26 protein-coding genes are annotated in these 26586 nt (G+C 64.0%); 9 read left to right on the forward strand and 17 right to left on the reverse strand.

What is annotated here, in order from left to right; translation table 11 throughout:
- Positions 1-10: 10 nt before the first annotated feature.
- From BJI69_RS10440 to BJI69_RS10455, 4 genes are all read right to left on the reverse strand, one after another.
- Positions 11-3169 (reverse strand): efflux RND transporter permease subunit, encoded by a 3159-nt coding sequence (locus BJI69_RS10440; protein WP_046968626.1) that lies wholly within the window; start codon positions 3167-3169, stop codon positions 11-13.
- The gene (locus BJI69_RS10445; protein ID WP_052767286.1) at positions 3166-4389 is read right to left on the reverse strand and encodes an efflux RND transporter periplasmic adaptor subunit; all 1224 of its coding nucleotides are present in this window, start codon (positions 4387-4389) and stop codon (positions 3166-3168) included. The genes BJI69_RS10440 and BJI69_RS10445 overlap by 4 nt, the downstream gene beginning before the upstream one ends.
- Positions 4386-5642: a TolC family protein gene (locus BJI69_RS10450; protein ID WP_052767285.1), complete on the reverse strand. Its 1257-nt coding sequence runs from the start codon at positions 5640-5642 to the stop codon at positions 4386-4388. The genes BJI69_RS10445 and BJI69_RS10450 overlap by 4 nt, the downstream gene beginning before the upstream one ends.
- Before the next feature lie 67 nt (positions 5643-5709).
- Positions 5710-6126: a hypothetical protein gene (locus BJI69_RS10455; RefSeq protein ID WP_046968625.1), complete on the reverse strand. Its 417-nt coding sequence runs from the start codon at positions 6124-6126 to the stop codon at positions 5710-5712.
- A 162-nt stretch (positions 6127-6288) separates the two neighbouring features.
- On the opposite strand from BJI69_RS10455, the gene BJI69_RS10460 reads away from it, so the two are divergent.
- Both BJI69_RS10460 and BJI69_RS10465 read left to right on the forward strand, forming a co-directional pair.
- On the forward strand, positions 6289-7251 hold the full coding sequence (locus BJI69_RS10460) for an alpha/beta fold hydrolase (RefSeq protein WP_046968624.1): 963 nt from the start codon (positions 6289-6291) through the stop codon (positions 7249-7251).
- 28 nt (positions 7252-7279) lie between these two features.
- A complete protein-coding gene (locus tag BJI69_RS10465) occupies positions 7280-8029 on the forward strand; it encodes an SDR family oxidoreductase (RefSeq protein WP_046968623.1) in 750 nt (249 codons plus the stop codon).
- A gap of 9 nt (positions 8030-8038) precedes the next feature.
- Here the strand turns inward: BJI69_RS10465 and BJI69_RS10470 are convergent, their stop codons facing one another.
- The 4 genes from BJI69_RS10470 to arsH are packed head-to-tail and all read right to left on the reverse strand — an operon-like array spanning position 8039 to position 10647.
- The gene (locus BJI69_RS10470) at positions 8039-8953 is read right to left on the reverse strand and encodes a LysR family transcriptional regulator (RefSeq protein ID WP_046968622.1); all 915 of its coding nucleotides are present in this window, start codon (positions 8951-8953) and stop codon (positions 8039-8041) included.
- 59 nt (positions 8954-9012) lie between these two features.
- On the reverse strand, positions 9013-9528 hold the full coding sequence (locus tag BJI69_RS10475) for a hypothetical protein (RefSeq protein WP_046968621.1): 516 nt from the start codon (positions 9526-9528) through the stop codon (positions 9013-9015).
- Positions 9521-9919 carry an arsenate reductase (glutaredoxin) gene (gene arsC / locus BJI69_RS10480; RefSeq protein ID WP_046968639.1) on the reverse strand — a complete coding sequence of 133 codons (399 nt, stop codon included), beginning with the start codon at positions 9917-9919 and terminating at the stop codon, positions 9521-9523. The genes BJI69_RS10475 and arsC overlap by 8 nt, the downstream gene beginning before the upstream one ends.
- Positions 9920-9921: 2 nt before the next feature.
- Entirely contained in the window at positions 9922-10647 is a 726-nt protein-coding gene (arsH, locus tag BJI69_RS10485) for an arsenical resistance protein ArsH (protein WP_046968620.1), read from the reverse strand.
- Between the two features lie 73 nt (positions 10648-10720).
- On the opposite strand from arsH, the gene BJI69_RS10490 reads away from it, so the two are divergent.
- Both BJI69_RS10490 and BJI69_RS10495 read left to right on the forward strand, forming a co-directional pair.
- On the forward strand, positions 10721-11098 hold the full coding sequence (locus BJI69_RS10490; RefSeq protein WP_046968619.1) for an ArsR/SmtB family transcription factor: 378 nt from the start codon (positions 10721-10723) through the stop codon (positions 11096-11098).
- Between the two features lie 89 nt (positions 11099-11187).
- On the forward strand, positions 11188-13134 hold the full coding sequence (locus tag BJI69_RS10495) for a M61 family metallopeptidase (protein ID WP_425476884.1): 1947 nt from the start codon (positions 11188-11190) through the stop codon (positions 13132-13134).
- 76 nt (positions 13135-13210) lie between these two features.
- Here the strand turns inward: BJI69_RS10495 and BJI69_RS10500 are convergent, their stop codons facing one another.
- On the reverse strand, positions 13211-13594 hold the full coding sequence (locus tag BJI69_RS10500; protein WP_046968617.1) for a MerR family transcriptional regulator: 384 nt from the start codon (positions 13592-13594) through the stop codon (positions 13211-13213).
- Positions 13595-13634: 40 nt separating this feature from the next.
- On the opposite strand from BJI69_RS10500, the gene BJI69_RS10505 reads away from it, so the two are divergent.
- A complete protein-coding gene (locus BJI69_RS10505) occupies positions 13635-14258 on the forward strand; it encodes a cation efflux transmembrane domain-containing protein (protein ID WP_046968616.1) in 624 nt (207 codons plus the stop codon).
- A 79-nt stretch (positions 14259-14337) separates the two neighbouring features.
- Here the strand turns inward: BJI69_RS10505 and BJI69_RS23030 are convergent, their stop codons facing one another.
- Both BJI69_RS23030 and BJI69_RS10515 read right to left on the reverse strand, forming a co-directional pair.
- The gene (locus BJI69_RS23030; protein WP_052767284.1) at positions 14338-15936 is read right to left on the reverse strand and encodes a peptidoglycan-binding domain-containing protein; all 1599 of its coding nucleotides are present in this window, start codon (positions 15934-15936) and stop codon (positions 14338-14340) included.
- A 24-nt stretch (positions 15937-15960) separates the two neighbouring features.
- A complete protein-coding gene (locus BJI69_RS10515; protein ID WP_046968615.1) occupies positions 15961-16404 on the reverse strand; it encodes a lysozyme inhibitor LprI family protein in 444 nt (147 codons plus the stop codon).
- A 262-nt stretch (positions 16405-16666) separates the two neighbouring features.
- On the opposite strand from BJI69_RS10515, the gene BJI69_RS10520 reads away from it, so the two are divergent.
- Entirely contained in the window at positions 16667-18187 is a 1521-nt protein-coding gene (locus BJI69_RS10520) for an FAD-dependent oxidoreductase (RefSeq protein WP_046968614.1), read from the forward strand.
- A gap of 10 nt (positions 18188-18197) precedes the next feature.
- Here the strand turns inward: BJI69_RS10520 and BJI69_RS10525 are convergent, their stop codons facing one another.
- From BJI69_RS10525 to BJI69_RS10535, 3 genes are read right to left on the reverse strand one after another with little or no spacing between them, the layout of a single operon-like run.
- Positions 18198-19256, reverse strand: coding sequence for a DUF2235 domain-containing protein (locus BJI69_RS10525; protein WP_046968613.1), 1059 nt, complete (start codon positions 19254-19256; stop codon positions 18198-18200).
- A 10-nt stretch (positions 19257-19266) separates the two neighbouring features.
- On the reverse strand, positions 19267-20598 hold the full coding sequence (locus tag BJI69_RS10530; protein WP_046968612.1) for a ComEC/Rec2 family competence protein: 1332 nt from the start codon (positions 20596-20598) through the stop codon (positions 19267-19269).
- Between the two features lies 1 nt (position 20599).
- Positions 20600-22339 carry a gluzincin family metallopeptidase gene (locus tag BJI69_RS10535; protein ID WP_125903027.1) on the reverse strand — a complete coding sequence of 580 codons (1740 nt, stop codon included), beginning with the start codon at positions 22337-22339 and terminating at the stop codon, positions 20600-20602.
- A gap of 328 nt (positions 22340-22667) precedes the next feature.
- On the opposite strand from BJI69_RS10535, the gene BJI69_RS10540 reads away from it, so the two are divergent.
- From BJI69_RS10540 to BJI69_RS10555, 3 genes are all read left to right on the forward strand, one after another.
- Positions 22668-23075 (forward strand): hypothetical protein, encoded by a 408-nt coding sequence (locus BJI69_RS10540; RefSeq protein WP_125903028.1) that lies wholly within the window; start codon positions 22668-22670, stop codon positions 23073-23075.
- Between the two features lie 220 nt (positions 23076-23295).
- Entirely contained in the window at positions 23296-23958 is a 663-nt protein-coding gene (locus BJI69_RS22270; protein ID WP_244465304.1) for a HipA domain-containing protein, read from the forward strand.
- 167 nt (positions 23959-24125) lie between these two features.
- Complete coding sequence (locus tag BJI69_RS10555) at positions 24126-24404, forward strand: acyl-CoA-binding protein (protein WP_046968609.1); 279 nt, start codon at positions 24126-24128, stop codon at positions 24402-24404.
- Between the two features lie 30 nt (positions 24405-24434).
- On the opposite strand, the gene BJI69_RS10560 is transcribed toward BJI69_RS10555, so the two are convergent.
- The 3 genes from BJI69_RS10560 to BJI69_RS10570 all read right to left on the reverse strand — a co-directional run bounded on the left by BJI69_RS10560 (position 24435) and on the right by BJI69_RS10570 (position 26513).
- Complete coding sequence (locus BJI69_RS10560; RefSeq protein ID WP_046978092.1) at positions 24435-25064, reverse strand: restriction endonuclease; 630 nt, start codon at positions 25062-25064, stop codon at positions 24435-24437.
- 38 nt (positions 25065-25102) lie between these two features.
- Positions 25103-25909, reverse strand: coding sequence for a restriction endonuclease (locus tag BJI69_RS10565; RefSeq protein WP_052767281.1), 807 nt, complete (start codon positions 25907-25909; stop codon positions 25103-25105).
- 196 nt (positions 25910-26105) lie between these two features.
- Complete coding sequence (locus BJI69_RS10570) at positions 26106-26513, reverse strand: winged helix-turn-helix transcriptional regulator (RefSeq protein ID WP_046968607.1); 408 nt, start codon at positions 26511-26513, stop codon at positions 26106-26108.
- Positions 26514-26586 lie beyond the last annotated feature (73 nt).

Genomic DNA, 26586 nt, shown 5'->3' on the forward strand with positions numbered 1-26586 from the left:
AAAGTATTCCTCAGTGGGGGGAGTGGAGCGTTCCGGCACGCCGACGCAAGCGCCGACGAACCAGAAGGTGAAAAGCGGCAGGAAGAACCAACATGGAAAGAAGCGGTGCCGTCAGCATCCCGCCGACCATGGGAGCCGCAATGCGTTGCATGACTTCGGATCCGGCGCTTTGGCCAAGAAGAATCGGCAGGAGACCGGCAAGAATCACCGCCACCGTCATCGCCTTGGGTCGCACACGCTGCACCGCGCCTTCGCGGATTGCTTCGTCCAGCTCGAGTTCGCCGGCATCGGGATGCACCGCCAGCGTGCGGTCCCACGCATGCCGCAGGTACAGCAGCATCACCACGCCGAACTCCGCGGCAACGCCGCCCAGCGCGATAAAACCGATGATCGTCGCAACCGACACCGCGTGGCCCATCATCCAGATCAACCACAAGCCGCCGACCAGGGCGAGGGGCACGCTGGCCATGATCAGCAGCGCCTCGCTGGCACGACGGAACACCGCATAGATCAGCGCAAAAATGATGATCACGGCCGCAGGTACGACCCACACCAGACGCGCCATCGCACGAGCGAGATACTCGAACTGACCTGACCAGGCGAGCGTGGTACCCGGTGGCAGCGCAACGTGCGCGCCGACCGTACGCTGCAGGTCGGCGACGACGGAGCCGAGATCGCGTCCGGCGGTGTCGATGTAGACATACGTCGACAGTGAGCCGTTCTCGCTCTTGAGCATGGGCGGACCAGCTACCACGGCGATGTCGGCCACTTGCGACAAGGTCACTTGCGCGCCGCTGGCAGCGACCAGGGACAGCTGTCGTAACGCCGCCACGGAATCGCGGTCGACGCGCGGGTACCGCACGACGATGGGATAGCGTTCGCGTCCCTCGATGGTTTCGCCAACCGGATCGCCGCCGACGACGGTGGCAATCGTGCCTTGTACCTGGGCCTGGGTGAGACCGTAACGCGCCGCATCCTCCCGGCGCACGTGTACGTCGACGTAGCGCCCGCTTGCCGACCGCTCGGCCACGGCGGAGGCCACGCCCGGTACGCCGCGCGCGACCGACTCAATGCGATCGGCCACCTGCTGCAGGCTCGCCGGATCGCTCCCCAACACCTTGATCCCGATCGGGCTCTTGATGCCCGTGGCCAGCATGTCGATGCGATTGCGGATGGGCGGTACGAAGAGATTGGTCAATCCGGGCACGTGGACGGCCTGGTTCAGTTCGTCCTTGAGCTTCGCCATCGTCATGCCAGGACGCCACTGCGCCTTGGGCTTGAAGGTGATCGTGGTCTCGAACATCTCCAGAGGCGCGGGATCGGTCGCGGTCTCGGCGCGTCCGGCCTTACCGAAGACATGATCGACCTCGGGTACCGTCTTGATCATCCGGTCGGTCAGTTGCAGCAGTTGCGCGGCCTTGCCAGCGGACAGGCCCGGCAAGGCGGTGGGCATGTACAGCAGGGTGCCTTCGTCCATGGGCGGCATGAACTCGCTACCGAGCCGGCTCCACGGCAACAGTGCACTCAACAGGAGCAAGCCGGCCAGCGCGAGCGTCGTTCTCGGATAACGCAGCGCCGCATCGAGGATCGGCCGGTATATGGCAACCAGCACACGGTTGAGCGGATTGTCTTGTTCCGCGCGGATGCGACCACGCACGAGGTAGCCCATCAGCACGGGCACGAGTGTTACCGCGAGGCCGGCGGCCGCGGCCATGGCATAGGTTTTGGTGAAGGCCAATGGCTTGAACAGCCGGCCTTCCTGCGCCTCCAGCGCGAACACCGGCACGAAGGACAGCGCGATGATCAGCAGGCTGACGAACAGTGCCGGACCGACCTCGACCGAGGCCTCGGCGATCAGCGTCCATCGATCGGATGCAGAGGGCTCCTCGCCGTCGTGGCGATCCCGCCAGTGCTCGAGGTGCTTGTGCGCGTTCTCGATCATCACGACGGCGGCGTCGACCATCGCACCGATGGCGATCGCAATGCCGCCTAGCGACATCAGGTTGGCCGAGACGCCTTGCAGGTGCATCACTACGAAGGCGGCCAACACGCCCAAGGGCAAGGTAATGACCGCGACCAGTGCGGAGCGCAGATGCCCGAGGAACAGCACGCAGACCAGTGCGACGACGAGAAACTCCTCGACGAGCTTGCCGGAGAGGTTGTCGACGGCGGCGTCGATCAGTTGGGAGCGGTCGTAGGTCGGTACGATCTGCACGCCGACGGGCAAGCTGCGCTGCAAGGTATCCAGCTTTGCTTTCACGGCGGCGATGGCAGCCTTCGCGTTCTTACCCGAACGCAGCACGATCACGCCGCCAGCCACCTCGCCTTGACCGTCGAGCTCGGCGATACCGCGGCGGAACGTCGGACCACGTTGCACGCTGGCTACCTCGCGCAGCAGTACGGGCGTGCCGCTGGCCGATGTCGTGACCGGCAGGGTGGCGAAGTCCTCCGCCGTTCGCAGATAGCCCTCGCTACGGACCATGAACTCCGCTTCGCCTTGCTCGATCACGGAGCCGCCGTTGGCGCCGTTGGCGCTGCGCACGGCATCGACGAGACGATCGACAGTGATGCCGTGTGCGGCGAGTGCCGCTGGGTCGGGCACGATCTGCCACGCGCGCTCCATGCCACCGACGCTGGCGACCTCTGCGACATCCGGCACGGTCTTGAGCTGGTAGCGAAGGAACCAGTCCTGGAGGCCTCGCAATTGCCCGAGATCGTGCTTGCCGGTGCGATCGACCAGCGCATACTCGTAGATCCAGCCCAGGCCTGTCGCATCGGGACCGAGCGCTGGCGACACGCCTGAGGGCAAGCGGTCGCGCACCTGGCTCAGGTACTCGAGAACGCGCGAGCGCGCCCAGTACAGATCGGTCTGCTCGTCGAACAGCACGGTGACGTACGAGTCGCCGAAGAAGGAGTAGCCGCGTACGCTGGTCGCGCCGGGTACCGAGAGCATGGTGGTGACGAGAGGATAGGTGACCTGATCCTCGACGATCTGCGGCGACTGGCCGGCCCAGCTCGTACGAATGATGACCTGTGTGTCGGAGAGGTCGGGCAGGGCGTCGATCGGCGTTCGCACGGCGGCGTAAATACCGGCGGCGGCGAGGACCAAAGCGACCAGAAGCACCCAGCCGCGATGTGCGATGGATGCGCGAATCAGGCGCGCGATCATGGGTGATGCTCCAGACGGTTCAGCGCACCGGACAGGTTGGCTTCGGAGTCGATCAGGAACTGGCCGGAGACGACGATGCGCTGTCCTTCCGTCAGCCCACTGCGAATCTCCGTCATGCCACCGGTGGAGCGGCCTGGCGTCACTGTGGCTGCACGAAAGCGACCGTCCTGTTCGGCGACGATGACGCGCGCGCTCTCGCCATCGGCGATCAAGGCCTCATCGGGTACGGCGATAACGGGCGCGTCCGCCACAGGCGTGAGCGTGACGTGCGCAAACATGCCCGGTGCGAGGGCGTTGTCCGGGTTGCTCAACACGATCCGCGCGCGTTGAGTACGCGTGGCGCCATCGATGTCCGGCAATAGAGCCTCGACGTGTCCGGTAAAGGCACGACCGGGCCACGCGTCGGCGCGTACCGTGACCGGTGTGCCCGGACGTATCGCCGATGCCTGTCCCTGTGGCACGGCAGCTTCCACCCAGACCGACGTCGTGCCGTTGATCGTCATCAGTGTCTGACCGGCGTTGACGCGCTGGCCTTCGCGTACGTCGAGCGTGGTGACGATGCCGCTGACCGGGGCGTTCAGCAGAATCGCCGCGCCATCGCCGCGCGACATAACGCCATCCGCTGCGGACAGGCCGAGCACTCGCAGGCGTGCTTGCGACGCGTCGCTAAGGGCCTTGGCATCGGGCGATTGCACATGGCGAAGGGCGTTGGCCTCGGCCAGTGCACTGCGCCATTGCGGTGCAAGCAGTGCGAGCAAGGGGGAACCCTTGGTCACCGTCGTATACGTGGCGCGGACATCCAGATGCTCGACGATCCCGTCGACGCGTGCGCTGATCGTCACCACCTGACGCATGTCCCACGTGACGTTTCCTGGAACCTCCACAGTCGATGCCATGGCGTGGCGCTCGACCGGGGCGGTTCGCAGGCCGAGGTTCTGCACTGTTGACGCGTCGATATGGATACTGCCTGAGGGCGTGCTGGCGTCGTCGACCCTGGGAACCATCTGCATGCCCATGGGCGACAGGCCGGGGTGATCGAAGTGCTGTTCGGGAACCATCGGGTCGTACCAGTAGCGGACGGACTTGGTCGTCGGCTTGGCCATGGTCTGCATGGGCGTCAGTCCGGACGGCGTCGTGCCATGGCGGCCAGCGAGATAGGCAGCGGTGGCGATCACGGTGATAAACACCGCACCGAGAGCAAAGCGGGCGGTGAGGTTCATTGGTCGGCTCCGGTAGGAATGAGGTAAGCCAGGACTGCCCACGCACGGCCGTATTCGGCTTGCATGCGTGCGTAGTCGGCATGGTGGGCGAGCTCGTCGCGGCGAGCGCTGAGCAGGGGCGCGATGTCGCCGCCGCCGCGGTAGGCGGCCAGGGCCAGCGCGACGCGATCGCGGGCGAGTGGCAGCAATACGTCGCGGTGGCGACGCACTTGCGCACCCCACGCTTCCCATTGCGACCAGGCGCGCTGGATGGCTTCGATCTGCGCGCGCCTCGCGTCGGCGTGTTCGAAGCGCACCGCATCCAGGTCGGCGGTACGCGCGGCGATACCGCGATCCTGCCGGTTGCGCGTGAACAACGGCAGGCTCACGCCCACTTGCAACGAGACCATGTCGGACAGGCCCCGAACGCGCGAGCCGTAGGTCACACCGAGATTCCAAGCGGGGCGTTTGTCTGCTTGTGCAGCGGAGAGTGCCGCTGCGGCCGCATCCTCGCGCGCCGGCCAGGCCAGAAGGGCACCCTGCGCATCGACGTGGGCGAGCAGGCCCGTTTCGTCGAACGGCAGCACGCTGAAATCCGGTGGATCCGCCAGCGTCGTATCGGCTTCGGTGTCGACCCATCGCGCTAGGCTGGCGCGCGCCTGTACTTCCTGCGCGGCTGCCTCGTCGAGACGGTTGTCCAGATCCAGCGCTTCCATACGTGCCGCGAGGACATCCGCCGCGCTGCCGGAGGCGGCACTCAATCGCGAGGTCGCCACGTCGATGTCCTGGTTCCAGGAGGTGCGAAGCGCGCGGAGCATCGCAATCTGTTGATGCGCACCCCATGCGCCGACCCACGCTTCGGCAGCGGCCTGGCGAATGGATACGGAGGTTGCCACTTCGGTGGCGCCTGCCTCCACGGCCTGGGCCTGGCCCATCGCGCGTTCTGCCTGGCGTTTGCTGCGCGATGGCAGTGCCTGGCTGATGCCAACGGTGCGCATGGTCATGTCGTCGCCACCGGCGGTGAATGCGCCTGGCCCTTGCGTGGCGAGGTTGTCGATGCCGAAGGTGAGTTGTGGATCGGGCAGGGCACCGGCCCGGGCTGCTTCCTGGCGCGCGGAGTCCGCCTGCGCACGGCGCGCCTGGAGAAGCGGCGCCTGCGCCACGGCCCGATCGGCGGCGGTTTGAAGGGTGAGTACGGATGGCGGCGTGGCAGCCGCCATGACAGGAACTAACGCAAGAACGAGAGCGGCACGAAGCCGCTTGAACGAATCCATGGTGATCTCCGATCGCAGGCACACACGGCCGTGCGCACACGGCCGACGAGGGACGTGCGATCGGGGTCTAGATCAGGAGCGTGCAGAACCGCAGCGAGGGCGGTGGGTCGGGTCGAAGCAGGGTCGCGTCGGGCAGTGCCACACGCTCCGGACGATCGGTCATCGTGGCGCTGAGGACGGGCCAGTCGGCTGGCAGGAGCAGAGGCGGCAAGGACGGCACGCGCGCATCGGGCACGGCCGAGGTGTGGTCGCTGCAGTGTTCCGCGCAACGCGGATCGGTAGCGTGCACGTCAGGCGCATGGCTGGCTGGCGCGGCGCCCATGCCCATCTCGGCGCACGCACCGGTCATGGCCATCGTGGCCGATTGCGCCGGCAGGGTGCACACATAGGCCGCCATCGCCAACTGCTGGAACAGCAGGCAGAACATCACCAGCCCGATGGAGAGGGCTCGACGACGACGACTCAGGCGGAAGCGAGGACGCATAGGGGAGGCATTCTATCCGAGCTGGAGCCGGGTCCTGTCAAGTACCCCGCCGATGGCGGGGAAACATGTTCGACAGAATCGAACGTGTTGGTCGGGCCCAACGTACGTCTTGTCGCTTTCTCCGGCGCAGCATAGCCATTAATTCCTCGCTGGAGTTCTCCCATGAAGCGCTTCGTCTACGCCGCCGCCCTGTTCCTCGGTGCCTCGGCCCTGTTCTCCCCGGTGTCATCGCACGCCCAGGCCGCACCCCTCCCGTCGGCCGAAGATCAGGCGCTGGTTCACGAGGGCAAGCAGGAGGTCAACGGCGTTCGCTATCACTACCTGATCGCCCGTGGTGGCCCCCAGGTGATCGTCCTGCTGCATGGCTGGGGCTCGACCTCGTACATGTGGCGCTACGTCATGCCGGCGCTGGCCCATCGCGGTTACACCGTCCTCGCCCCGGATCTTCGCGGCCTGGGTGACACCAGTCGTCCCGCCACCGGTTACGAGAAGGCCACCATCGCCCAGGACATCCACGCCCTGGTCGCAGCGCTGAAGCTCGGCCCGGAGGTAAGCGTGGTCGGCCACGACATGGGCGGCATGGTGGCGTATGCCTATGCAAGCCAGTACCCCAGTGAAACGCGTACGTTCACCATCATGGACGTGCCGCTGCCCGGTATCGATCCCTGGGACAAGCTCGTTGGCACCGATCGCGTCTGGCACTTCCACTTCTTCGGTCAGCGCGATGTGGCCGAGCTGCTGGTGCAGGATCACGTTGCCGAGTTCCTGCCGTGGTTCCACAACAACGAGGCGGTCAATGCTGGCGCGTTCACCAAGGAAGTCGACGACTACTACGTTCGCAAATACAGCATGCCGGGCGCCCTGCGCGCCGGGTTCGAGTACTACCGCGCCTTTGGCCAGGATGCGAAGGACAACGCCGTCTTCTCACGTACCCCGTTGACCATGCCGGTGCTTGCCCTGGGTGGCACCGGTAGCTTCGGTCCCTTGATCGGCGACCAGATGAGCCATGTGGCGACCAACGTCCGCACCGTCCAGATCGAGAACGCCGGCCACTGGATCGCCGAAGAACAGCCGGACCAGGTCATCGCCGCCTTAGTCAGTTTCCTTCCTTCCGCTCGTAAGTAATTATCACCATCCCTCTCGGAGTAACGTCATGAACCGTTTTACTGGTAAGAACGTGGTCGTCACCGGTGGCACCAGCGGCATCGGCCTCGCCGTCGCCAAGGCTTTTATCGACGAGGGCGCTACCGTGCTCGTCACCGGTCGCGATCCCGCCGGCATCGAGCGCACTGCGGCTCTGCTCGGCGACAAGGCCATCGTCATTCGCAACGACGCCGGTGTCCTCAGCGATGCCCGCGCCCTCGCCGCCAAGGTCAGTGAGCTGGGTCTGCGTCTGGACGCCGTATTCATCAACGCCGGTGTGGCCAAGTTCGCTCCTCTGGCGCAGGTCGACGAGGCGCTGTGGGATCTCAGCTTCGACACCAACGTCAAGGGTGCGTACTTCCAGCTGCAGGCGCTGGCGCCGCTGCTCAACAAGGGCGCGTCGATCGTCTTGAACGGCTCGATCAATGCACACATCGGCATGCCGGGTTCGTCGGTGTATGCCGCGACCAAGGCTGCGCTGATCTCGTTCGCCCGCACCCTGTCGGCCGAACTGATTCCGCAGGGCGCTCGCGTCAACGTGGTCAGCCCGGGCCCGATCGAGACCCCGCTCTACGGCAAGCTCGGCATGGACGAAGCCACCCTGAAGGAAACGGCGGCAGGCATCCTGGCGCAGGTGCCGGTCGGTCGCTTCGGTCGCTCGGAAGAAGTCGCCGCGGCCGTGCTGCACCTGGCCTCACCGGAGTCGGCCTTCATCGTCGGCACCGAGATCATCATCGACGGCGGTATGAGCCAGCTGTAAGGCGTCGCGCTAAGCGGTAATCGGCAGCCCCTGGATCAGGCGTTTCGCCAGCCGGGGCTGCCGCATCTGTTCGACCCACCAGGCAAGGGCTCGGCCTTCCGAGTCACCGCGCCAGGCGACGTACAAAGTGTTGGGCTCGCGTGGATCGGCCACGCGTTTTTCGACAAGCTGGCCGGCGGCGATCAACGCTTGCGCCCGATGCTTGGGCACCCAGCCCACGCCGAGTCCGTCGCGCTGGGCAAGGATCTTCGCCCGCATGCTGGGCACGGCAAGCCGGCCTTGCCCACCGACGGTGCCGTAGCCACGCGACGCGGTCCGGGATGAGTCAGCGACGACGATCGCGCGATGCTTCGCTACGGTGTCGGCGTCCAGCGGTTCAACCACCTTCGCCAAGGGGTGTCGCGGCGAGACAGCGAACACCCATTCCATGACACCGAGCTCATGCCAGCGAAGCTTGGGAATGGCCGGCGGCTCATTGGTCGCACCGACGACCAGATCGGCACGACCTTCTCGCAAGGCTTCCCAGGTACCACCGAGCACTTCGTGGGTCAGGCGCAGTTGCACGCCGGAGTCGAGCGCGTCGAAGGCACGCAGCGAGGGGAACAGCAGCTCGAACTCGAGGATCTCGTCGGTCACGATCGAGAGGCGATCCTCCCACCCACTGGCGACCTGTTTGACGCGCTGGGTGAGACGCGCGTGGTCGGCCATGAGGCGGGCGGCCTCGTTGGTGAGGAGTTGCCCGGCCGGGGTGAGCTGGAGACGGTAGCGCCGACGATCGAAGAGCAGGGCGTCGAAGCGCTCTTCCAGATGGCGTGCCGCGTTCGACAGCGTCGAAGGGGCCTTGCCCAGGCGTGCAGCGGCGCGGGACAGGCTGCCGGTTTCGCGGATCGCCTCGAGGAGGGCCAGTTCATCTTCCGACAGCATGGCGGTCCTCGAGGCGCGTTGGGATGGGGTGATGGTAAGGCAAAGGCATCACCGGGCCGCTACTTATTCCAGCGATAATCCTTGCGCGGAATCACTTCATAGACCCACGACCGCCAGTGGAACTCGTTGCAGCCGTGAGCTTCGTCGCAGAGGATAAAGAACTCTTCGCCCTTGTCGTCGATCCCCATCGCTGAAGGCGGAATGCGTGAGCCGTGCTCCATCACCTTTTCGACTTTCGGTCCGGCGATATCGTGCACCATGACCCGATAGGCCGAGCCGGTTGTCCAGACGCTGATGAATCGGGTGGATCCGTCCTTCGGCAGCGTTACGGAGGTGGGTGCGGCGTCGACATGCTCGCGATAGACGGGCGCATTCTTCTTGCACTTTTCGATGCAGCGGATGGTGATGTCACTGCCATTTGCACCGGCGGCGCTGGCGTCGAACTGGAAGACCGCGCCGGCCTCATTCGAGGTTCGTCCCCGGATAGCTGGGCCGGCCTGGTCGGCCAAGGCGTTCGTCGCGAAGACGGTAGCCAGTAGTGCCAAGCCCAGGATGCGTGGATTCCTTTCAGCCATGAACGATCTCGCCATCTTCCTTGGTGAACGGACCCGGCAGCGGCGGGATGATCTCGAGTACCACCTCGGACGGACGACACAGGCGCGTGCCTTTCTCGGTCACCACGAATGGCCGTTCGATCAGGATCGGATTAGCCAGCATGGCGTCGAGCATCGCCTCGTCGCTGACGGACGGATCGCGCAGGCCGAGTTCCTCGAACAGCTTCTCTTTCTGCCGCGCGCCCTCGCGCGGTGTACGACCGGCGTCGACCAGCAGGCGGAGCAGGGTGGCCCGGTCCGGTGGCGTCTTCAGGTATTCGATGATGGTGGGTTCGATGCCGGCGTGACGGAGGATCGCGAGCGTGTTGCGCGAGGTGCCGCAGCGGGGGTTGTGGTAGATCGTTGCATTCATGGTCATGAGGTAGGTTCCACGACAGCCGCCGCGGCGGCCAGTGCTCGTGCTTCGGTAGCGCCTTTGCGCTCGCTGTAGCGATCGACCAGATAGTCGCTTCGCCCGCGAACCAGAAGGGTGAATTTCATCAGCTCTTCCATGACGTCGACGACGCGATCGTAATACGGTGAGGGCTTCATCCGGCCAGCGGCGTCGAACTCGTTCCAGGCCTTCGCCACGGAGGACTGGTTCGGGATGGTGACCATGCGCATCCAGCGGCCGAGTACGCGCAGGGCATTGACCACGTTGAACGACTGCGAGCCGCCCGATACCTGCATCACGGCCAGGGTCCGGCCCTGGGTAGGACGCACGCTACCGTCTTCGAGGGGGAGCCAGTCGATCTGGTTCTTGAAAACGCCAGTGACCGAGCCATGACGCTCAGGGCTGATCCACACCTGTCCTTCGGACCATAAGGAAAGCGTACGCAGTTCCTGCACCTTGGGGTGGTCGGCGGGCACGCTGTCGAGCATGGGCAGTTCGGCGGGATCGAACACGCGGGTTTCGGCGCCAAGATGCTGAAGGATGCGCTCGGCTTCGTAGGCGAGCTTGCGACTGAACGACTGCGGACGAAGCGACCCGTACAGGATCAGGATGCGCGGCGGATGGCCGGCGTCTCCGGCGACGGCGAGGCGCTCCCACTCGGGCGGCGGCAGGTCGCCTGTGAGGTGGGGAATATCGACTGGCGTCACGATGCGCTCCGAGGCTTGCTCGAGGTTGACGATTCCATCATTCTAGAGATATCGAAACATACAATGTCGACGCATGCAAACATCGGACGCCATCAAGATCCTTTCCGCGCTCGCCCAGGAATCGCGCCTGGCGATTTTCCGCCTGCTGATCGAGCAGGGACCGGAAGGCGTGCCGGTGGGCGTCATCGGTGAGCGTCTCCGTCTGCCGAGCGCCACGCTCTCGTTTCATCTGAAAGAGCTTCTGCATGCGGGCCTTGTGACCAGCACGCAGAGTGGTCGTTTCATTTACTACGCGCCGGTGATTGACGCGGTGGACGGTTTGGTCGGTTACCTGACCGAGAACTGTTGTGCCGCGAGCGGTGGCAGCTGCGCCCCGGTGACGAAACCCGTGCGTGCGGTCGGCAAGCGCACGGCCGCGGCCAGACCGCGAGGCGTAAAGGCCCCTGGATGATCGCGCGACGTCTGCGGCTATGATTCATCGCGGACCCGGAGTCCGCCTCCGTCCCCACCCACTCATTCGCCGAGCCTTTCATGCATTCAGTGTCCTTCGCCGGTCTGCCGGCCGCTTCACGTCGCAAGTTCTCGCGCCTCTCCCTGGCCCTTGCCCTGGCGCTCGCCGCCGGCACGGCTTCGGCGGACGTTCCTTCCGACCAGGTCCCGCCGCCGCAGGACACGCCGTACGTCGGCACGGTGGCACTCCATGTCGATGCCAACGATACGGCGCAGGGCATCTTCCGCGTTCGCGAATCGATTCCGGTGAAGGCTGGCGCCTTGACCCTGCTGTACCCGCAGTGGATTCCGGGCGACCACTCGCCGACCGGTCCGATCGCGATGCTCGCCGGCCTCAAGATCAGTGCGAACGGCAAGCCGGTCCAGTGGAAGCGTGACGAGTACAACGTCTACGCCTTCCATCTCGACGTGCCGGCCGGCGTCTCGGCGATCGACGTGGAGTTCCAGTACCTTTCCGAGCGTGCGGACGATGCGGACTTCGAGATCACCGACCGCATGCTGTACATGGAGTGGAGCAAGGTGGCGCTCTACCCGGCGGGTTACTACACGCGCGGCATCACCTTCGCGCCGAGCGTGACACTGCCGAAGGGCTGGCAGCTCGGGACCGCCCTGGAGACGGGGTCGAAGTCCGGCGACACCACCACGTTCAAGTCGGTGAGCTTCGAGAACCTGGTCGATTCGCCGATCTACGCGGGCCAGTACTTCAAGCGTGTTCCGCTCAACCCGGGTGACAAGGCACCGGTGTTCCTCGATGTAGTCGCGGATGAGCCGAAGTTCCTCGAGATCACGCCCGAGCAACTGACGGCGCATCGCAACCTGGTGACCCAGGCGACGAAGCTGTTCGGCTCGCATCATTACGACCACTACGACTTCCTGTTCTCGCTGTCCGACCAGCTGGCGGGCAACGGCACCGAGCATCACCAGTCGAGCGAAGACGGCCTGGGCGCCGACTACTTCACCGCCTGGAAAGAAAACGCATCGGAGCGCGACCTGCTTGCCCACGAGTACACGCATTCGTGGAACGGCAAGTTCCGTCGCCCGGCGGACCTGTGGACGCCGAACTTCAACGTCACGATGGGTGACTCGCTGCTGTGGGTGTACGAAGGCCAGACGCAGTACTGGGGCTTCGTTCTGACCGCGCGCGCCGGCATGTGGACGCCGCAGGAGTTCCGCGACGGCCTGGCCATGGTCGCAGCGAACTACGAGCGCAACCGCGAAGGTTTCCAGTGGCGCACGCTCGAGGACACCACCAACGACCCGACCGTCGCCCGCCGTTCGCCGCTGCCGTACCGCAGCTGGCAGATGAGCGAGGATTACTATAGCGGCGGCCAGATGATGTGGCTGGACGTGGATGCGAAGCTGCGCAGCCTGACCAAGGACAAGCACTCGCTCGACGATTTCGCACAGGCGTTCTTCGGTGTCGAGAACGGCAGCTACGTACCGAAGACCTATACGTTCGACGACGTGGTCGCCGCCTTGAACGGCGTCGCGCCGTTTGATTGGGCCAGCTTCATCAAGGCACGCGCTACCTCGCTCAACCCGCCGTTGCAGGACGGCCTCGCGGCTTCTGGTTGGAAGCTGGTCTACGACGATAAGGAAAGTGAGTTCGAGACGCAGTCCGACAGCCGTCCGGAATCGTCGCGCCACATGCTCAACTTCACTTGGTCGATCGGCCTGACGCTGACGAGCAGCGGCAAGGTCAATGACGTGCGCTGGGATGGCCCTGCGTTCAAGGCAGGCGTCAGCACGGGTGCCACGGTGATTGCGGTGAACGGCACCGTGTATTCGAAGGATGCGATGACGAGTGCGATCACGGCCGCCAAAGACAGCAAGACGCCGATCGACCTGACGGTGAAGTACCAGGGTCGCATCCGTACGATTCCGGTGGATTACCACGGTGGGCTGCAGTATCCGCATTTGGTGCGGATTGCGGGGACGCCGGATTACTTGAGCGAGATTATTGCGCCGCGGAAGTAACCCCTGCCGTTGCGATTATCGATGGACGCCGTCGCATCTCACGATGCGGCGGCGTTCTCATGTGCGCGATGGAAAATCAGTGAGCCAGCGTCCGCACGACGCTGCACGTAGCAACCGTCTCCTGCGCACACGAAGCAAGCATCCCCCGCAAATCAGCCGCCATCTCCGCCAGCGCCTTCTGCTTCGCTTCGATCTGCTCGAGGTGTGCCTGGACGATCACGTCGACCGCCGCGCAGGACGTGTCCTGTTGGGTGCTTAGCCCGAGCAGACTCCGCGTCTCCTCCAGGCTGAAGCCGAGATGCCGGCATCGCATGATGAAGTCCAGGCGCGCCACATCGTCGGGCCCGTACTGGCGATAGGTGCCGAGCCGAGGCGGTTCGGGGAGTAGGGCGATCCGCTCGTAGTAGCGAATCGTCTCCAGGTTGCACCCGGTGGCGGTGGCCAGTTCGCTGATGCGCATCGGTTGACTCCGTAGTTACTACGGACCTCATTCTAGTCGCATGACCTGTTGCCAACACGATAGCTGCGACGCCCGCCCCCTGGCCGATACCGGGGCGCATCGCCGCGTTCTTTGGCTGGTGCTGGCGATCAACCTGGTGATCTTCGGCGGGGAGTTCGGCGTCGGCTGGGTCGCCAGCTCCAGCGCCGTGCAGGGCGACTCGCTGGATAGCCTGGGTGATGCCCTGGTCTACGGGATCAGCCTGCTGGTGGTGGGGCGTTCCTTGCGTGCCCGGGCGATGTCCGCATTGACGAAGGGAGCCCTGCAGGTCGCTTTCGCGGTGGTGGTGATGGCCGAGGTGGTCTATCGCCTGTCCCACGGTGTGCCGCCCGCGACCGCACTGATGAGTCTGGCTGCCGCCGGGGCACTCGTCCTCAATGGCGCCTGCCTGGCCTTGCTGACGCGCTACCGAGCCGACGACATCAACATGCACTCGGTCTGGCAGTGTTCGCGCAACGACGTCATCGGCAACGCGGGCGTCCTGGTGACCAGCGGGCTGATCGCCTGGACCGGCTGGTGGTGGCTGGACCTGATCTTCGGTGCTGCGCTTGCTGCCTTGTTCCTGAAGACGGGGTGGTCGGTGATTCGGGCGGCGGTGCCGATGGTGCGGACGTCCGCGGCGTAGATGGCGGCCCCATCCTGTAGAAGTAAGTCAGCGATCGCAGCGATGTAATCGCCCACCAGAACGGTGGGCGACTCTGCCTTCAGGGGCCGTGCGACTGCTGCGGCGCCTGCGGTTGCTGCGTCTGCACCGGCTGCGAAACCACCGGCTTCTCGGCCTGCTGCTGATCCATCCGCGCGTATTCGGCACTGCTCTGCTCAAGCGGCTTCGCCACCGACTGCGCGACATCCACTTCAGCCACGCGCTTGAACGGCGAGCTCGTCTCGCCCTGCATGGCGTAAGCACGCTTGCCGTCGTCGCTGATCTCGACGTGGTTCACCCGCGAGAGGTCCTCTTTCCTCGCCGCGACGGCCAACGACCCTGCGAGGTTCTCCGACATGTGGTCGGACGGGCGACCCATCTTGGCATCGATGATCTTTACGCCGTCGAGCGCCTGCTTATAAATCCCATTGCCCGGGTGGCCGGGATCGGCGAGGCTGCCGACGTTCGGATGGCTGACTGGCGCCGCAGGACCTGCTTGCGTCGGATGAGCGACCTGCGGCGGATGCGCCGCCTTCTGCACGGCCTCGAGCGTTTTTGGCCCGGCCACGCCATCGGCGGTCAGCCCGTGCTCGCGCTGGAATTTCTCCACCGCAGCCTTGGTGCCCGGACCAAAGTCGCCATCCGGACGCAACGCGCGGCCGTGAGCATCCGTGATGCCGAGCTTTGCGAGATCGGTCTGCAAGGCCGTCACCTTCTCGCCGTGCGAACCATCCTTCAGCGAGCCGTGGCTGGCTGGCGCATGCGCACGGCCACCCTGGCCGATCGCCTTGAGCGCTGCCTTGATGTCGGCATCGTCGCCGGCCTTGGACGGATCGAAGTTGGCGTTACCGACCTTGGTGTGCGCGCGATCGAGGGCGGCGGCCTTCTCCGGATCCTTGTAAGCGTTCTTGTACTGCTCGGCCAGAGCGGCGGCTTTCGGGCCGTCGTAGTACGAGTAGGTTTCCTTGATCTCGTTGGCCTTGGCGAGCACGGCGTTGTAGTCACCGCCATCCTGCAGGACTTTCTCGAACTTCTTCATCTGTGACGGAATCTGGTTCTCCGTCTTGGCAAGGATGGCGACGGTCTCCAGGCGATGATCTTCCGGGATGTTCTTGCCGTACTTGTCGAGCGTGTCCATCGCCGACTGCGTCGCATTCTTGATTTGCGGGTAGTCGATGTTCGTATGGACCCACTTCTGGCCGTCCTGCGAACCTGCCCACGCATTGATGCTGTTGCGCGTGTCCGCATCGATGAAGTGCAGCGTGGTGCGGCCGTGCTCGCCGTTGCCGTGCGTCAGCAGGTCGCTGCGCAGCTTGGCCGTGTCACCGGTGTAGGTGAGGCCATGGTCCTTTGCGTATTTCGAGGACTGGTCGATGATGCCGTCGACGTAGGTGGTCTCGCCGGGCTTAAGCGCGGCGCCGTCGGTGGCGCCGAGCGCCCAGGTGCCGCGCTTGCCGAGGTCGACCTGGATGGTGCCCAGCGAATAGCCGCTGTCCGCGATGATCCTGTTGGCGTGACCCCAGTTGGGATCGGACGTGCCGGACGTGACGCCGGTGATGGACAGGTGGTAGGAAGACGGGCCACCTTCGGTGCCGCGTCCGACCACGAAATACGTGGCGCCTGCGAGCGAGTTCACATCGTGCGTATCGATACCAGCCATGACTTCTCTCCTTGAAGCGTTGGGTTATTGGTCGTTGGCGATGGTGAGGTACTTGTCCAGGGCATCGGCGCGTTCGGCGATGCTGAAGATTTCGTTCTGCGTGACCTGAAGATCGGCTACAGGCTCGTCGCCATACAGGGCGGCTTCGAAGTCGCCGTTCCGGTTGTGGAACTCGAGCCAGGCGCGTTCGGACGTCAGCAGATTGGCCTTGGCGTTGCCGGTGAGCTTGGCGGTCAGCGCCTTGTAGGTGGTGTTGAGCCGCGTGTCCTGGGTCTTCTTTTCGGTGGCGAGGCAGGCGCCTTGCGCCGTGGCGTCGGAACCGGCCTTGTCGACGCACGTATAGAACGTGGCCGTGATGCCTTTGGGGGCCTGGCGCTTGATGACCTGGCTGGTGCTGTCGGCGGCGAAGGCACTGCTGCCGGTGACGAGAAGGGCGAGAGTGATGGCGAGCGTGTGGACCGTTCTCATCATGGAGCTCCTGATCGTGCGTGTGTCGGGGTTTCTTGCGCCCCCGCAGCTTGCCGAACGTGGGCTCAAAAGCCAAGAGACGCGGGTCTCAGTTAAGCCGTCTTCACATAACCATCATGAATTTCCGAAATGGCGCAATGCGTGGAACGGATGCCTCATTGGTGCTGTCCGATCAACACCATGCGCACACCATTCCGCCTATCCAGCGTCATATTTGACCCCTACATTCGAAGGCTAGCCAACGCCAGCACGGGAACCTGCCATGTCTAACGATTCTGACTCCGCACCCGTCGGTCCCGATTTCAGCCAGGGCGTGTATGCGTCCACGATTCCCGAGGACGGTGTCTTCGCCGGCCATGTGAACGGTGAAGCGATCATCGTGGCGCGCACCAGCGACGGCATCGTGGCGCTGGGTGGCGCCTGCAGTCACTACAGCGGTCCCTTGCACGAGGGTCTGCGCGTCGGCGACACCATTAACTGTCCACTGCATCACGCTTGTTTCGATCTGAGGACGGGCCGCGCGCTGAAGGCGCCGGCACTCGCGCCCGTCGCGCGCTGGAAAGTGGACGAGGAGGGCGGCAAGGTGTTCATTCGTGAAGCGTTGCCTGATGAGGTGCCGCCGGCTCCGGCGTTGCTGGCGGACAAGCATTTCGTGATCGTGGGTGGTGGGGCGTCCGGCTTCGCGGCGGCGCAGCGCCTTCGCCAGCATGGGTTTGCCGGCGGTATCACCATGATCAGCGCCGATGCGGACGCGCCGTACGACCGGCCGAACGTGTCCAAGGACTATCTGGCCGGCACGGCCGAGCCGGAGTGGATGCCGCTGAAGGACGAGGCGTTCTACGCGGATCTGAAGATCGTCGTGAAGCTGGATACGGTCGTCCGTTCGATCGATGCGGGTTTGCGGTCGGTCGCGCTCGCGTCCGGCGAGTCCCTGGTCTACGACAAACTCCTCCTGGCGACGGGCGCGGAGCCGATTCGCCCCGCGGCGCCGGGCTTCGATCAGCCGCACGTGCATACCTTGCGGAGCATGAAGGACGCCGAGCGTGTGATCGCCGATGTGGACAGCCACGATGTCGTCGCGGTGATCGGCAGCAGCTTCATCGGTCTCGAAGCGGCAGCATCGCTGCGCCATCGTGGTATCGAGGTGCACGTGATCGGGCCGGAGCTGATTCCCCTGCGTAGCAAGTTCGGGCCGTCGATCGGAACGATGATCAAGGCCTTGCACGAGGAGAACGGCGTGGTGTTCCATCTCGGTCGTCGCGCGGAAGGCTATGCCGACGGCGCCGTGCAGCTCGATGACGGCAGCTCGGTGCGCGCGACACGTGTGGTACTCGGTATCGGCGTCAAGCCGCGTCTACAACTTGCCGAGGCGGCCGGTGTGCGCATCGAAGGCGGCGTCCTTGTCGACGCGTCGATGCGCTCCTCCGATCCGGACATCTTCGCGACCGGCGACATCGCCCGCTACCCGGGCAGGCACGGCGAGCCTGCACGCGTCGAACACTGGGTGCTCGCCGAGCGCCACGGCCAGGTCGCGGCGGCGGGCATGCTCGACATCGACGATCCGTTCGAAGAGCCGCCATTCTTCTGGAGCGTCCATTACGACACCACCATCCGCTACGTCGGCCATGCCGAGGACTGGGATGCGATTCGCGAGGAAGGCTCGGTGGCGGACAAGGACGCCGAGGTGCGCTACGAGAAAGATGGGCGCGTGATTGCTGTGGCGACGATCAATCGGGACCTGGATTCGCTGAAGGCGGCGGAGATGTTGAAGGGAGTGGCCTGAGCGTCGCTCGCTACGGAATGGGCTTGGTCGTCGCGACCTTCATGTTCGGTTGCGCGACGTAGGCCTGGGCATTGGGCGGTGTGTACTTGGGATCGTTGCCCGAAAGACGCGTGATCACCGAGGTATGGATCGCCTCTTCCCCATGGGCCTGTGTGCCGATCGGCCGAAGGTAGGCGCCCATGAGTCGATACTTGAGGTCCATCGAGTCGTACAGCTGGCCATCGGCGTGCGGCACAAAGGGCTTGAGGTAGCGAGTGTCGATGGCCAGGCCAAGGGCTGCAGCTTCCCCAGCGAGCCACCACAAGGCTTCGTTGGCGAGTCCATCATGCGGATAGCCACCGCCGACATTGCAGTGGACCCCGGCGAACCAGACCTGCTCCAGGTGCCCCCTCCAGCCGGGCGGTTTCTCCCACAGTGTCGGCACGAAGGGCTTGCGCCGTTCGTCGATGGCCAGCGCGTGGAAGGCGTTCTCTATCTCGTCGGATAACCCGACCTGGTGGTAGACGTACTTCTTGTCGTTGAGCACCTGGCCCAGCAGCCCGGGCGCTCCCAGGGAGCCGACGGTGTCCCAGACGCCGATCATCTTGATCGTCGGGAAGATGCGCTCGCCTTCCAGATGGTGGATGGCCGTCGCCCATGCCTCGCTGCCCGGCCCCTGCCCGCTTTCGTAGCAGGCGTAGAAATCGGGGGTGTAGTAATCGTCGGTCTTCCTCAGCAGGCCGGCGAACGTCAGGAAGCCGGCCAGGCTGCGTGCCGTGAAAGCGCCACGGCTGAAGCCGAAGAAGAACAGCTCGTCACCGGGTTCGTAGTTGTAGAGGATGCTTCGATAGAGCGCGACGATGTTGTCCTCTATGCCATCGCCGAACGCGCCGCCGGTCCATTTGTCCATGCCCGGTCCGGTGCCGACGCCTTCGCGATAGATCACCAGCTGGGTGATGCCGTTGGCATCGGTGGGCAGGATGGCGCGTGCCAGCTTGGTGACATTGGTCGGGCGCCGTGTCTTGCTGCCGTCGTTGATCTGGTCCTGCACGTTCCAGGTACCATCGGCGCACACAATGATCCGTTTCATCGTTGTTCCCTCATAGCTTCACCCATGTCACCACCTGTTCGTCGCCCGTTGTCGTGCGCGTATCGAACAGATCGGACTCCTTGGTCAGTGCCGTGACGAGTGGATCCCGCGGCACTTCCGTGCCCGCCGTCTCATTGCCGTGCACGCCGGCCAGGGTCGACAGCACCGAGATGAGCCGACCCTTCTTCGTCTTGGTTCCCCGGGCCGTGAATCCGTTCCAGAGGTCCTTGGGTGTGGCGTTGAGGCTGCCGTGGTGACCGACCTTGTAGAGGTCGACCTTGGCGAGCCGGGCCACGATGGCCGGGTGCGATAGCGCATACATCCAGTTCTCGTATTGCGCATCGCCGGGGAAGAGGAAGCTCTTGCCGGCCACTTCGAACAACAGGACGACACTGGTGTTGTTCATGGCGCTGTCCAGTGTGCGGACGATCGACAGCAGGTTCTCGGCCTGCTCGCGCTGGGCCTGGTATCGATACCAGCGCATGTCCCAGGGATGCCGCTTCTCGACATGGCGGGGAAATAGCACGCCGTCGGTCGCTTTCGCGTACCTGGCGATCTGTCCGTGTTGTGCCCAGAAGTCCGCCCGCGCTGCAAGTTGCATCCAGAACTGATCCGGGTCCTTGGCTCGCTGGGTCGCGATGCCCGGGGACTGCTTCAGCGTGGGTGGGCCTAGTACGGTGGTGGTGACACCGGGCAGCACCGATTCCAGCCCTGACTTGGCGCCGAAGTACACGTAGCGTTTCTTCCGCCCCATCTTCATCAGGTTGGTGATGGCATCGCGATTGGTCAGGTCGTTGTCATCGCCAAGGAAAGCCAGTTGCTCCCGGGTGGCCTTGAGGTGATTGCCGCGTAAGCGCTTGCTGGCGGAGACGACGTAGCCGGCGAACTCGTTCATGTCATGCAGGGCGTCGATGTGCTGGATTGCCGCCTTGGTATCGCCATTGCGCATGGCGCTGGTGGGGCCCTTGGCATTACGTCGCGCCTTGGGGTCTTCGGTCCAGGGCTGGATGACCAGGTCAGGATCGAGTCGACGAATCACGGCGCCCGGGCCCTTCCCGCCGCTGTAAGTGAAGCCGCTGATGTGGTCCTTGTGCCGGTGCGTGACGACGAGCGCGTGCAGCTTGCCCTCGCAATCGGTCTCGATCTGTTTGGCGATGGCCATCATGTGCGCGGCCATGACCTTGCCTTTGGGCGCGCGCGTGGAGCCGAAGTCGATCAGTACGTGGCGGTCGAAGTCGGTGTAACGAAAGGTCAGCAGGAAGCAGTCGCCGAAGCCGACGTTGTAGCTGCGCAGGACCATGTCGTGGGGTGCGGTGGCTTTGGGTTTTCGTGTCGTCGCCATCTCACCATTGCTCCCTTGTCGAAAGCAGCGGGCGCAGAACCCGATCCCGGTGCAGGCTGGCGATCCGCGCGGATGCAGTGATCTGCTGGCTGAAGTAGCCTCGATCCCAGAGGCTCTGCAGTCGATCGGATTGACGCGGACTCTTCACGCCCGTGCCGATATGGAACTTCAGCAAGCCGTATTCGTTGAAAACCAGCGTCCCGCCGCCGTACAGTTGGATCAGCCGGTTGGTCGGCATGCCGTCGGGCTTCCTGATGCCGAGCGACTTCAGCTCGCTGGCGTAGACCGATAGCTCCTGGATGTACTCCACGACAGTCTCACGCAGTAGCGTCTGGTCGTTGCTGATGCGCAGCACGGGTCGCACCGAGGTGACCCGGGAGAAGGCATTGCGCTCGATACCGAGTGCCGCCTTGTTCTCCCAGATGAAGCGGAACACTTCCAGCGGCTCGCGTTGCATCCGTTCGAAGTGCGTGCCGGTGAGGGTGAATTCACTGGCCGGCGGCGGTTGCCAGGCACCATCGGGTCGTGCACGCGCCGCGGGGTTGACGCCGTAGGCTTCAAAGGACGTCATCAGCACCTCGCGATACCGGTATCTCGTGTCGTCCGGATAAAGCTGCATATCGGCGGTGATCACGGCGCTGAGGAAATCGGGGAACGTCAGGTCGACCGGTGGCATGTAATCGAGCGCGCGGATCAGGATGCGCAGCAATTGCTTGGCGGCCGTCGTGCCTTCGTCGGTGACGACCGAGCGTGCGATGCCGTTGGGATACCCCTGGGCAAGCGGTTTGAGTCGGCGCGCCCAGACCTCGAAGAACGCCCGCAGCACGATGGCGACCAGCAGCTCCCCACGGTCGTGTTCCTCCGCGAACCGTGCGCTGGTGTAGTGGCCCTTGTTCGGCTTGATCCGGAGCGAGGCGCGTAGCGAGGACGTGGGGACGCCACTGAGCGCGGCCCCCATCTGCTCGGCGAGCTTGGCGATCTGCGTGCCACCCAAGGCCGCCGCCGTGAGATGTTGCAAAGGGATGCGGCCGCTGCGGTCGGTCAGGGGCACCAGGAGGCGCTCGATGATGCTTTCGCCCTGGAAGACCGACAGCAAGGCCACGATGTCGGAGAAGCCTTCATGGAAGGCCGCCTGGTCCGGCGACGACGGCAGGAGGTAGCTGGGACGGAGTCCATCCAGCAGGGCGTGCGTGGTTTCGTGCACCACGATGTCGTGGGATAGACATGTGAAAACCTGCTTGCCCTTGCTATCCGGGAAGTAGCCGAAGTTGAGGCTTTCGGATTCGCGCGAGTAGTAGGCGTTGGCATCGGCAAACGCGTGCGGCGCCACCTTGATCTGGTGGCTCGGGGTCGGGAATCCCCACGGCACGGGCCGACCCAGGGCGCCCTCGAAGGCCTGCAGGGTCGACATCACGATGGCGTAGACATTCTGCTGATGGAAATAGGGATTGCGGACCAGCTTCTCGATGTCGGTCACCTTGGCGAAGGTGTCCTTGTCGATATCCTTGTCGCGTGCGCGATAGAACGTATCGGACGAAGCGTCGTAATCGATCACGTGGACGCGATAGCCCTTGGGGCCACGCTCCAGACGCTCGGAAGGCACGCTTACCGTGCTTGTCAGCGCCTTGCCGCCCGCGCCGAGGATCGACGGATCCTGGGCAAGGATGGTCCACGACCGCATGGGCACGTCCTGCCGCAAGGTGTCGTACGCAGTCTTCCCTGACGGGCGCTGGATAGTCATGGTCGTTCCCCGTTTCTCCCGCGATCACACTACGCGATTCCCGACGCAGTGAAGAGGCCCCGTTGCCGGAATTGCCCACTAGTTCCGCCCCCGGCAGATATGCCATCTGGCCAAGACCCCATGTAGGAGCCGATTCATCGGCGAAAGCCAACGGAGCAAAGACGCGGAAGCCTCCACTCGTGGCGAGATCCGGGGCGGCCCCGTGCCGGAACGGCCTAAGCGAGACGCGGGCGCGCCCGACGTTACGGGCGCTCGGCGCTGATACCGCTACGATGCGCCAATCAGGAAGATCGTCAGGCCGAATTACCGGCCGAAGATGGAGGATTGTATGGAAGCAATAATCAGACCCGCCCGCTCGCCTTTTTATCGTGGGGCTCTCGCCGCCGCGTTTCTGGCCGCCTCAAGCGGCGCAGTCGCCGAGGTGCAGTATCCGCCGATATCGAGCATGTCTGACTTCGAGAAAGCGGCGCTCGAAGCGAGGCTGACGTCGCTTGCAACCCTGGGTGCGAATGAGAGCGAGGGCTGCGAGCACTGCGATGTCAAATTGGCGGTGTCGCTAGATGCAGAACACAACCGCGTCCAGGTCGATGTCATTGGCAGCACTAGCCCCTCCGAGGACGACGTGGGAGATGAGCACCTGGGCCGAGGGATTGCTCGCCGAATCGATCCGTTGGTGCAAAAGATCACAGGGGTAAAAGGGGTTACCTACCGCTCGGACGGGAACGATTTCTGGTGATGGCTGGTATGGCAACGCTCCCCAAGATCGGCAGGCGCGACGTACGAGGGCTCGGGTCGACGTGGCCTCTATATCGCATCGACACTCACGGTCGGCCGCGCGACTTCGGAATCTTGACGGCTCTTCGTGGCTCCGCAAGCCTGGTGGTCCCGTCACTTCAGACGGACTGGAGTTCACCACGACAATCGACGACGGCGAGGGGAGCTTTCGCCACGTCATCGTGAAGTTCAGCGAGCCCGTTGACGATCGTCCAGCGGCGCGTCGATGGGCCGATCTGCTCATCAGCGAACACTTGGCCGACCAGTTGCTCGCCGAACAGGAGGGAGCCGACGCCCGCACTGATCTGGTGTGGTCGCAAGGACGCGTCTGTCTGGAAGTGACTCGATTCGATCGCGTGGGGGTGCACGGATGGCGAGGATGCTTGACGCTTGCAGCATGGAGCGACGCACATGACGGCGACCGGGATGATTGGCCCGGCACGGCATTACGCATGCAACAGCATGGGTGGATCGAGAGCGACGCCGTGGAACAGGTGCGGAAGCGTTGGTGGTTCGGACGCCTGATTGCAAACAGCGACATGCATTTTGGCAATCTAAGCTTCTTCCTGGGTGACGCGCTTCCGCTTCAACTTACCCCGAGCTATGACATGTTGCCGATGTTGTATCGGCCGGCGACAAGCGGTGAACTGGTCGCGCGAGAGTTCCGGTCACCGTCGCCGACGCCTGCTGATCTCGCATTCTGGACGGTGGCTGCCGAGTGGGCTGACGCCTATTGGCAGCGCGTGTCTGCACACGCAGAGATCAGTGCGGACTTTCGACACATTGCTGCGACCAACCGGGAAGCCATCTCGAGAGCACGCATTCGATTCGAAGTCGGTAGCTAGCCAACTGCCACGGACGTAAATCTCAAGCGGGATGCGCTACTGTCATGGATCGTGCCGATAACGCACCGCAGATGTCTATTTTACCGCATGAAGTTTCCGAAGAATTGACACGCGCTTAACGTGTGCGGGACTTACTCTCTCGACACTCGATCGCTAAGGAGAGCGTCATGGGTCAGGCATTTGAACAAGCGCAATTGGATGTGAAGCAGTTGAGTGGCAGTCCGTCAGATGACGAATTGCTGCAGCTCTACGGGCTTCTTCGCCAAGGGACGGTCGGCGACGCCGACCTAAGCGGTAATCCAGGCATATTCGACATTCGAGCCAAGGCGAAATTGGATGCCTGGAAGCGCGTGTCGGATCAAGGCTTGTCTCAGGATGAAGTCGAAAAGCAGTACGTAGAACTCGTCGAGCGGCTAAAAAAGAGCTACGGATCCGACGCAGGTTAGCGGGCGTGGGATTCACGATTGCCGCGCTTGTCACTGGTCCAATGGAGCGGTCGTCTTCTCCAGAATCCGCATCGATTCCGCGTTCTTTCGTTCCCACTCCTGTGCTTCCTTCTTGCTCATCTTTGAAATTGCTGGAGGAGGCGTCGGATCAGCGAGCACGTTGTCGGACACATGGCCTGTCGGTGCCGGAGTACGCGGCATCGAAGGCTTCACAACGGGCGCTGGCTGTGGGACCGACACGTGTTGAGACGCGTGAACGAGCGAGGTCGTCATGTTCTTGAATATGGCGGGGATGACGAGGTAGTAGCCGAGCAGCAGAACGCCGATCGTCAGTCCTGCCTGGATGAGCAAGAACACGCCTTTTCGATCCTTTTTCGTCCACGACGGTTTCGATGGCTTATTACCGGCCATGGTCGACAGCGGATCCCCGGCCCAGTGAGCCGTCGGCAGATCGCCGGTTTCCGAGAGCATGCGCCGCAGACCCACGCCATCGATCAACTCGATCTGCGGGAACTCGGCGGCTGCGGTGATGGCGGCCGCGCTGAACGCTCCCGTGATGACGACGATAGCCCGCGTGGCGTGCTGGGTATGCATCACGCCGATCAGCTGGTGAACGACGTTATGCGTTACCTCGTAGAAATTCTCTCGCTTGCACTGCACAACGATGTATTCGCCGTCGCGGTAGAGCTTGAGGTCGCTTACTGATCTTTCAGCACGGTGGCGATCGGCTTCTTGTCTTCCAGCGCAGCGACGACTTCGTGCTCATCGGCGGCATGGTGGATCACAGGCGGACGCGTTCGCATCGTCTCGACCATCCTCAGGCCGGACGTTAGTCCTGGCAGGACAGAGGGCGGCGGAGCGGCCGCGCGTTGCTGGGTCGCCACTGGCTTTTGAGCATCCAGCAGCCTCGCCATCTGCGCCTGCTGAATCTCATGAATGTAAAAGGTGTAAAGCATCACCAGCGCCCCGGCCATCACGACGACGGCCGCCACCGCGGCGACTGCTGCGGCACGATCTGTCCGGTGCTGGCGCGTCTGTCTCACGGGCGGTCGCGCTGCGCCGGTCCAGGCGGGAAACGCGGGCAAGGCCGGTGCCTCGTCGATCGGCTCAGCAACCGGCCCGAGCATCGCCCGGATGGTCTTGCCGTCGATGAGCTTGATGTGCCGGAACTTCGCGGCGGCCTCGCAGGCCGCGGTGGTGAACTCACCCGAGGTGATCACGATGGCGGCTGTCGCTCCCGCGGTATGCATCACGCCGATGAGCTGATGTACGTCGTTGTGGGGCACCTGGAAGGAGTTCCAGTGCTTGCACTGGACGACGACGAGTTCCTGTTCGCGGTAGAGCGTGAGGTCGATACCGCCGTCCGTGAGCCTGCTGCTTTCACCGGTACCGGTGTGCTCGACGCGATAGCCTTGCCGACGGAAGTGCTCCGCGACCAGGTGCTCGAAAGCACCCCAGGTGACCCGGCTCAGTGCATCGTCGTGACGATGGCGCACGGACTTCATGCCAGGTCTCATCGACTCGGCTCCGCAAGGTACGGTATCGAACGGCGCTGACGCGCGCTGGGCAGGACTTCCATGACTTCCCCCGTTAGCGTCCTAAGACGACGCAGCCCCCCGGCTGCCTCGATCGGACCCGTGGAATATAGCGGGTTCTTCTGTGGATTCCTGTAGGCCGATTCCTACAACGCACCCTCGGTGGCTATGCCAATTCGGTGGGTCTGGCGTCATACGCCGCGCGGGCCTGCATAACGGCGGGGGAGTGATCGACCGTCCAGTCGAAGAGCACCCGGAACGGCTCTTCCAGGGTTCGGCCCAGCGGCGTGACGCTGTATTCCACCGCGACCTGAGAGCTTGGGATGACACGCCGGGCGAGGATGCCGTTGCGTTCGAGGCGGCGCAGGCTCTGGGCGAGTGCTTTTTGGGTGATCCCGTCGAGCCGGCGCCTGATTTCGTTGAAGCGGAGCGGTCCCGCGCAGAGTGCGGCCAGGATCAGGATGGACCACTTATCGGCAATCTGATCGAGCAGGAGGCGGTTGGACGTGTCCGAAGTCTCGGCGTTGTCGACGGGCACGGCGGCGAGCTCGGCGGACAGTTTCTTGCGCGGCATGCTGGTTTCCTCGGCGATACCTGATGGCTTGAAAGTGCGTTATTTACACTAAGTATCCAACGTATACCATGAG

The sequence above is a fragment of the Luteibacter rhizovicinus DSM 16549 genome, from assembly GCF_001887595.1.
Classification (GTDB): domain Bacteria; phylum Pseudomonadota; class Gammaproteobacteria; order Xanthomonadales; family Rhodanobacteraceae; genus Luteibacter; species Luteibacter rhizovicinus.

Excerpts from the sequence above, each read along its gene's own strand:
- BJI69_RS10440 (WP_046968626.1), bottom strand. The coding sequence starts at position 3,169 with ATGATCGCGCGCCTGATTCGCGCATCCATCGCACATCGCGGCTGGGTG.
- BJI69_RS10445 (WP_052767286.1), bottom strand. The coding sequence starts at position 4,389 with ATGAACCTCACCGCCCGCTTTGCTCTCGGTGCGGTGTTTATCACCGTG.
- BJI69_RS10450 (WP_052767285.1), bottom strand. The coding sequence starts at position 5,642 with ATGGATTCGTTCAAGCGGCTTCGTGCCGCTCTCGTTCTTGCGTTAGTT.
- BJI69_RS10455 (WP_046968625.1), bottom strand. The coding sequence starts at position 6,126 with ATGCGTCCTCGCTTCCGCCTGAGTCGTCGTCGTCGAGCCCTCTCCATC.
- BJI69_RS10460 (WP_046968624.1), top strand. The coding sequence starts at position 6,289 with ATGAAGCGCTTCGTCTACGCCGCCGCCCTGTTCCTCGGTGCCTCGGCC.
- BJI69_RS10465 (WP_046968623.1), top strand. The coding sequence starts at position 7,280 with ATGAACCGTTTTACTGGTAAGAACGTGGTCGTCACCGGTGGCACCAGC.
- BJI69_RS10470 (WP_046968622.1), bottom strand. The coding sequence starts at position 8,953 with ATGCTGTCGGAAGATGAACTGGCCCTCCTCGAGGCGATCCGCGAAACC.
- BJI69_RS10475 (WP_046968621.1), bottom strand. The coding sequence starts at position 9,528 with ATGGCTGAAAGGAATCCACGCATCCTGGGCTTGGCACTACTGGCTACC.
- arsC (WP_046968639.1), bottom strand. The coding sequence starts at position 9,919 with ATGAATGCAACGATCTACCACAACCCCCGCTGCGGCACCTCGCGCAAC.
- BJI69_RS10490 (WP_046968619.1), top strand. The coding sequence starts at position 10,721 with ATGCAAACATCGGACGCCATCAAGATCCTTTCCGCGCTCGCCCAGGAA.
- BJI69_RS10500 (WP_046968617.1), bottom strand. The coding sequence starts at position 13,594 with ATGCGCATCAGCGAACTGGCCACCGCCACCGGGTGCAACCTGGAGACG.
- BJI69_RS10505 (WP_046968616.1), top strand. The coding sequence starts at position 13,635 with ATGACCTGTTGCCAACACGATAGCTGCGACGCCCGCCCCCTGGCCGAT.
- BJI69_RS23030 (WP_052767284.1), bottom strand. The coding sequence starts at position 15,936 with ATGGCTGGTATCGATACGCACGATGTGAACTCGCTCGCAGGCGCCACG.
- BJI69_RS10515 (WP_046968615.1), bottom strand. The coding sequence starts at position 16,404 with ATGAGAACGGTCCACACGCTCGCCATCACTCTCGCCCTTCTCGTCACC.
- BJI69_RS10520 (WP_046968614.1), top strand. The coding sequence starts at position 16,667 with ATGTCTAACGATTCTGACTCCGCACCCGTCGGTCCCGATTTCAGCCAG.
- BJI69_RS10525 (WP_046968613.1), bottom strand. The coding sequence starts at position 19,256 with ATGAAACGGATCATTGTGTGCGCCGATGGTACCTGGAACGTGCAGGAC.
- BJI69_RS10530 (WP_046968612.1), bottom strand. The coding sequence starts at position 20,598 with ATGGCGACGACACGAAAACCCAAAGCCACCGCACCCCACGACATGGTC.
- BJI69_RS10535 (WP_125903027.1), bottom strand. The coding sequence starts at position 22,339 with ATGACTATCCAGCGCCCGTCAGGGAAGACTGCGTACGACACCTTGCGG.
- BJI69_RS10540 (WP_125903028.1), top strand. The coding sequence starts at position 22,668 with ATGGAAGCAATAATCAGACCCGCCCGCTCGCCTTTTTATCGTGGGGCT.
- BJI69_RS10555 (WP_046968609.1), top strand. The coding sequence starts at position 24,126 with ATGGGTCAGGCATTTGAACAAGCGCAATTGGATGTGAAGCAGTTGAGT.
- BJI69_RS10565 (WP_052767281.1), bottom strand. The coding sequence starts at position 25,909 with ATGAAGTCCGTGCGCCATCGTCACGACGATGCACTGAGCCGGGTCACC.
- BJI69_RS10570 (WP_046968607.1), bottom strand. The coding sequence starts at position 26,513 with ATGCCGCGCAAGAAACTGTCCGCCGAGCTCGCCGCCGTGCCCGTCGAC.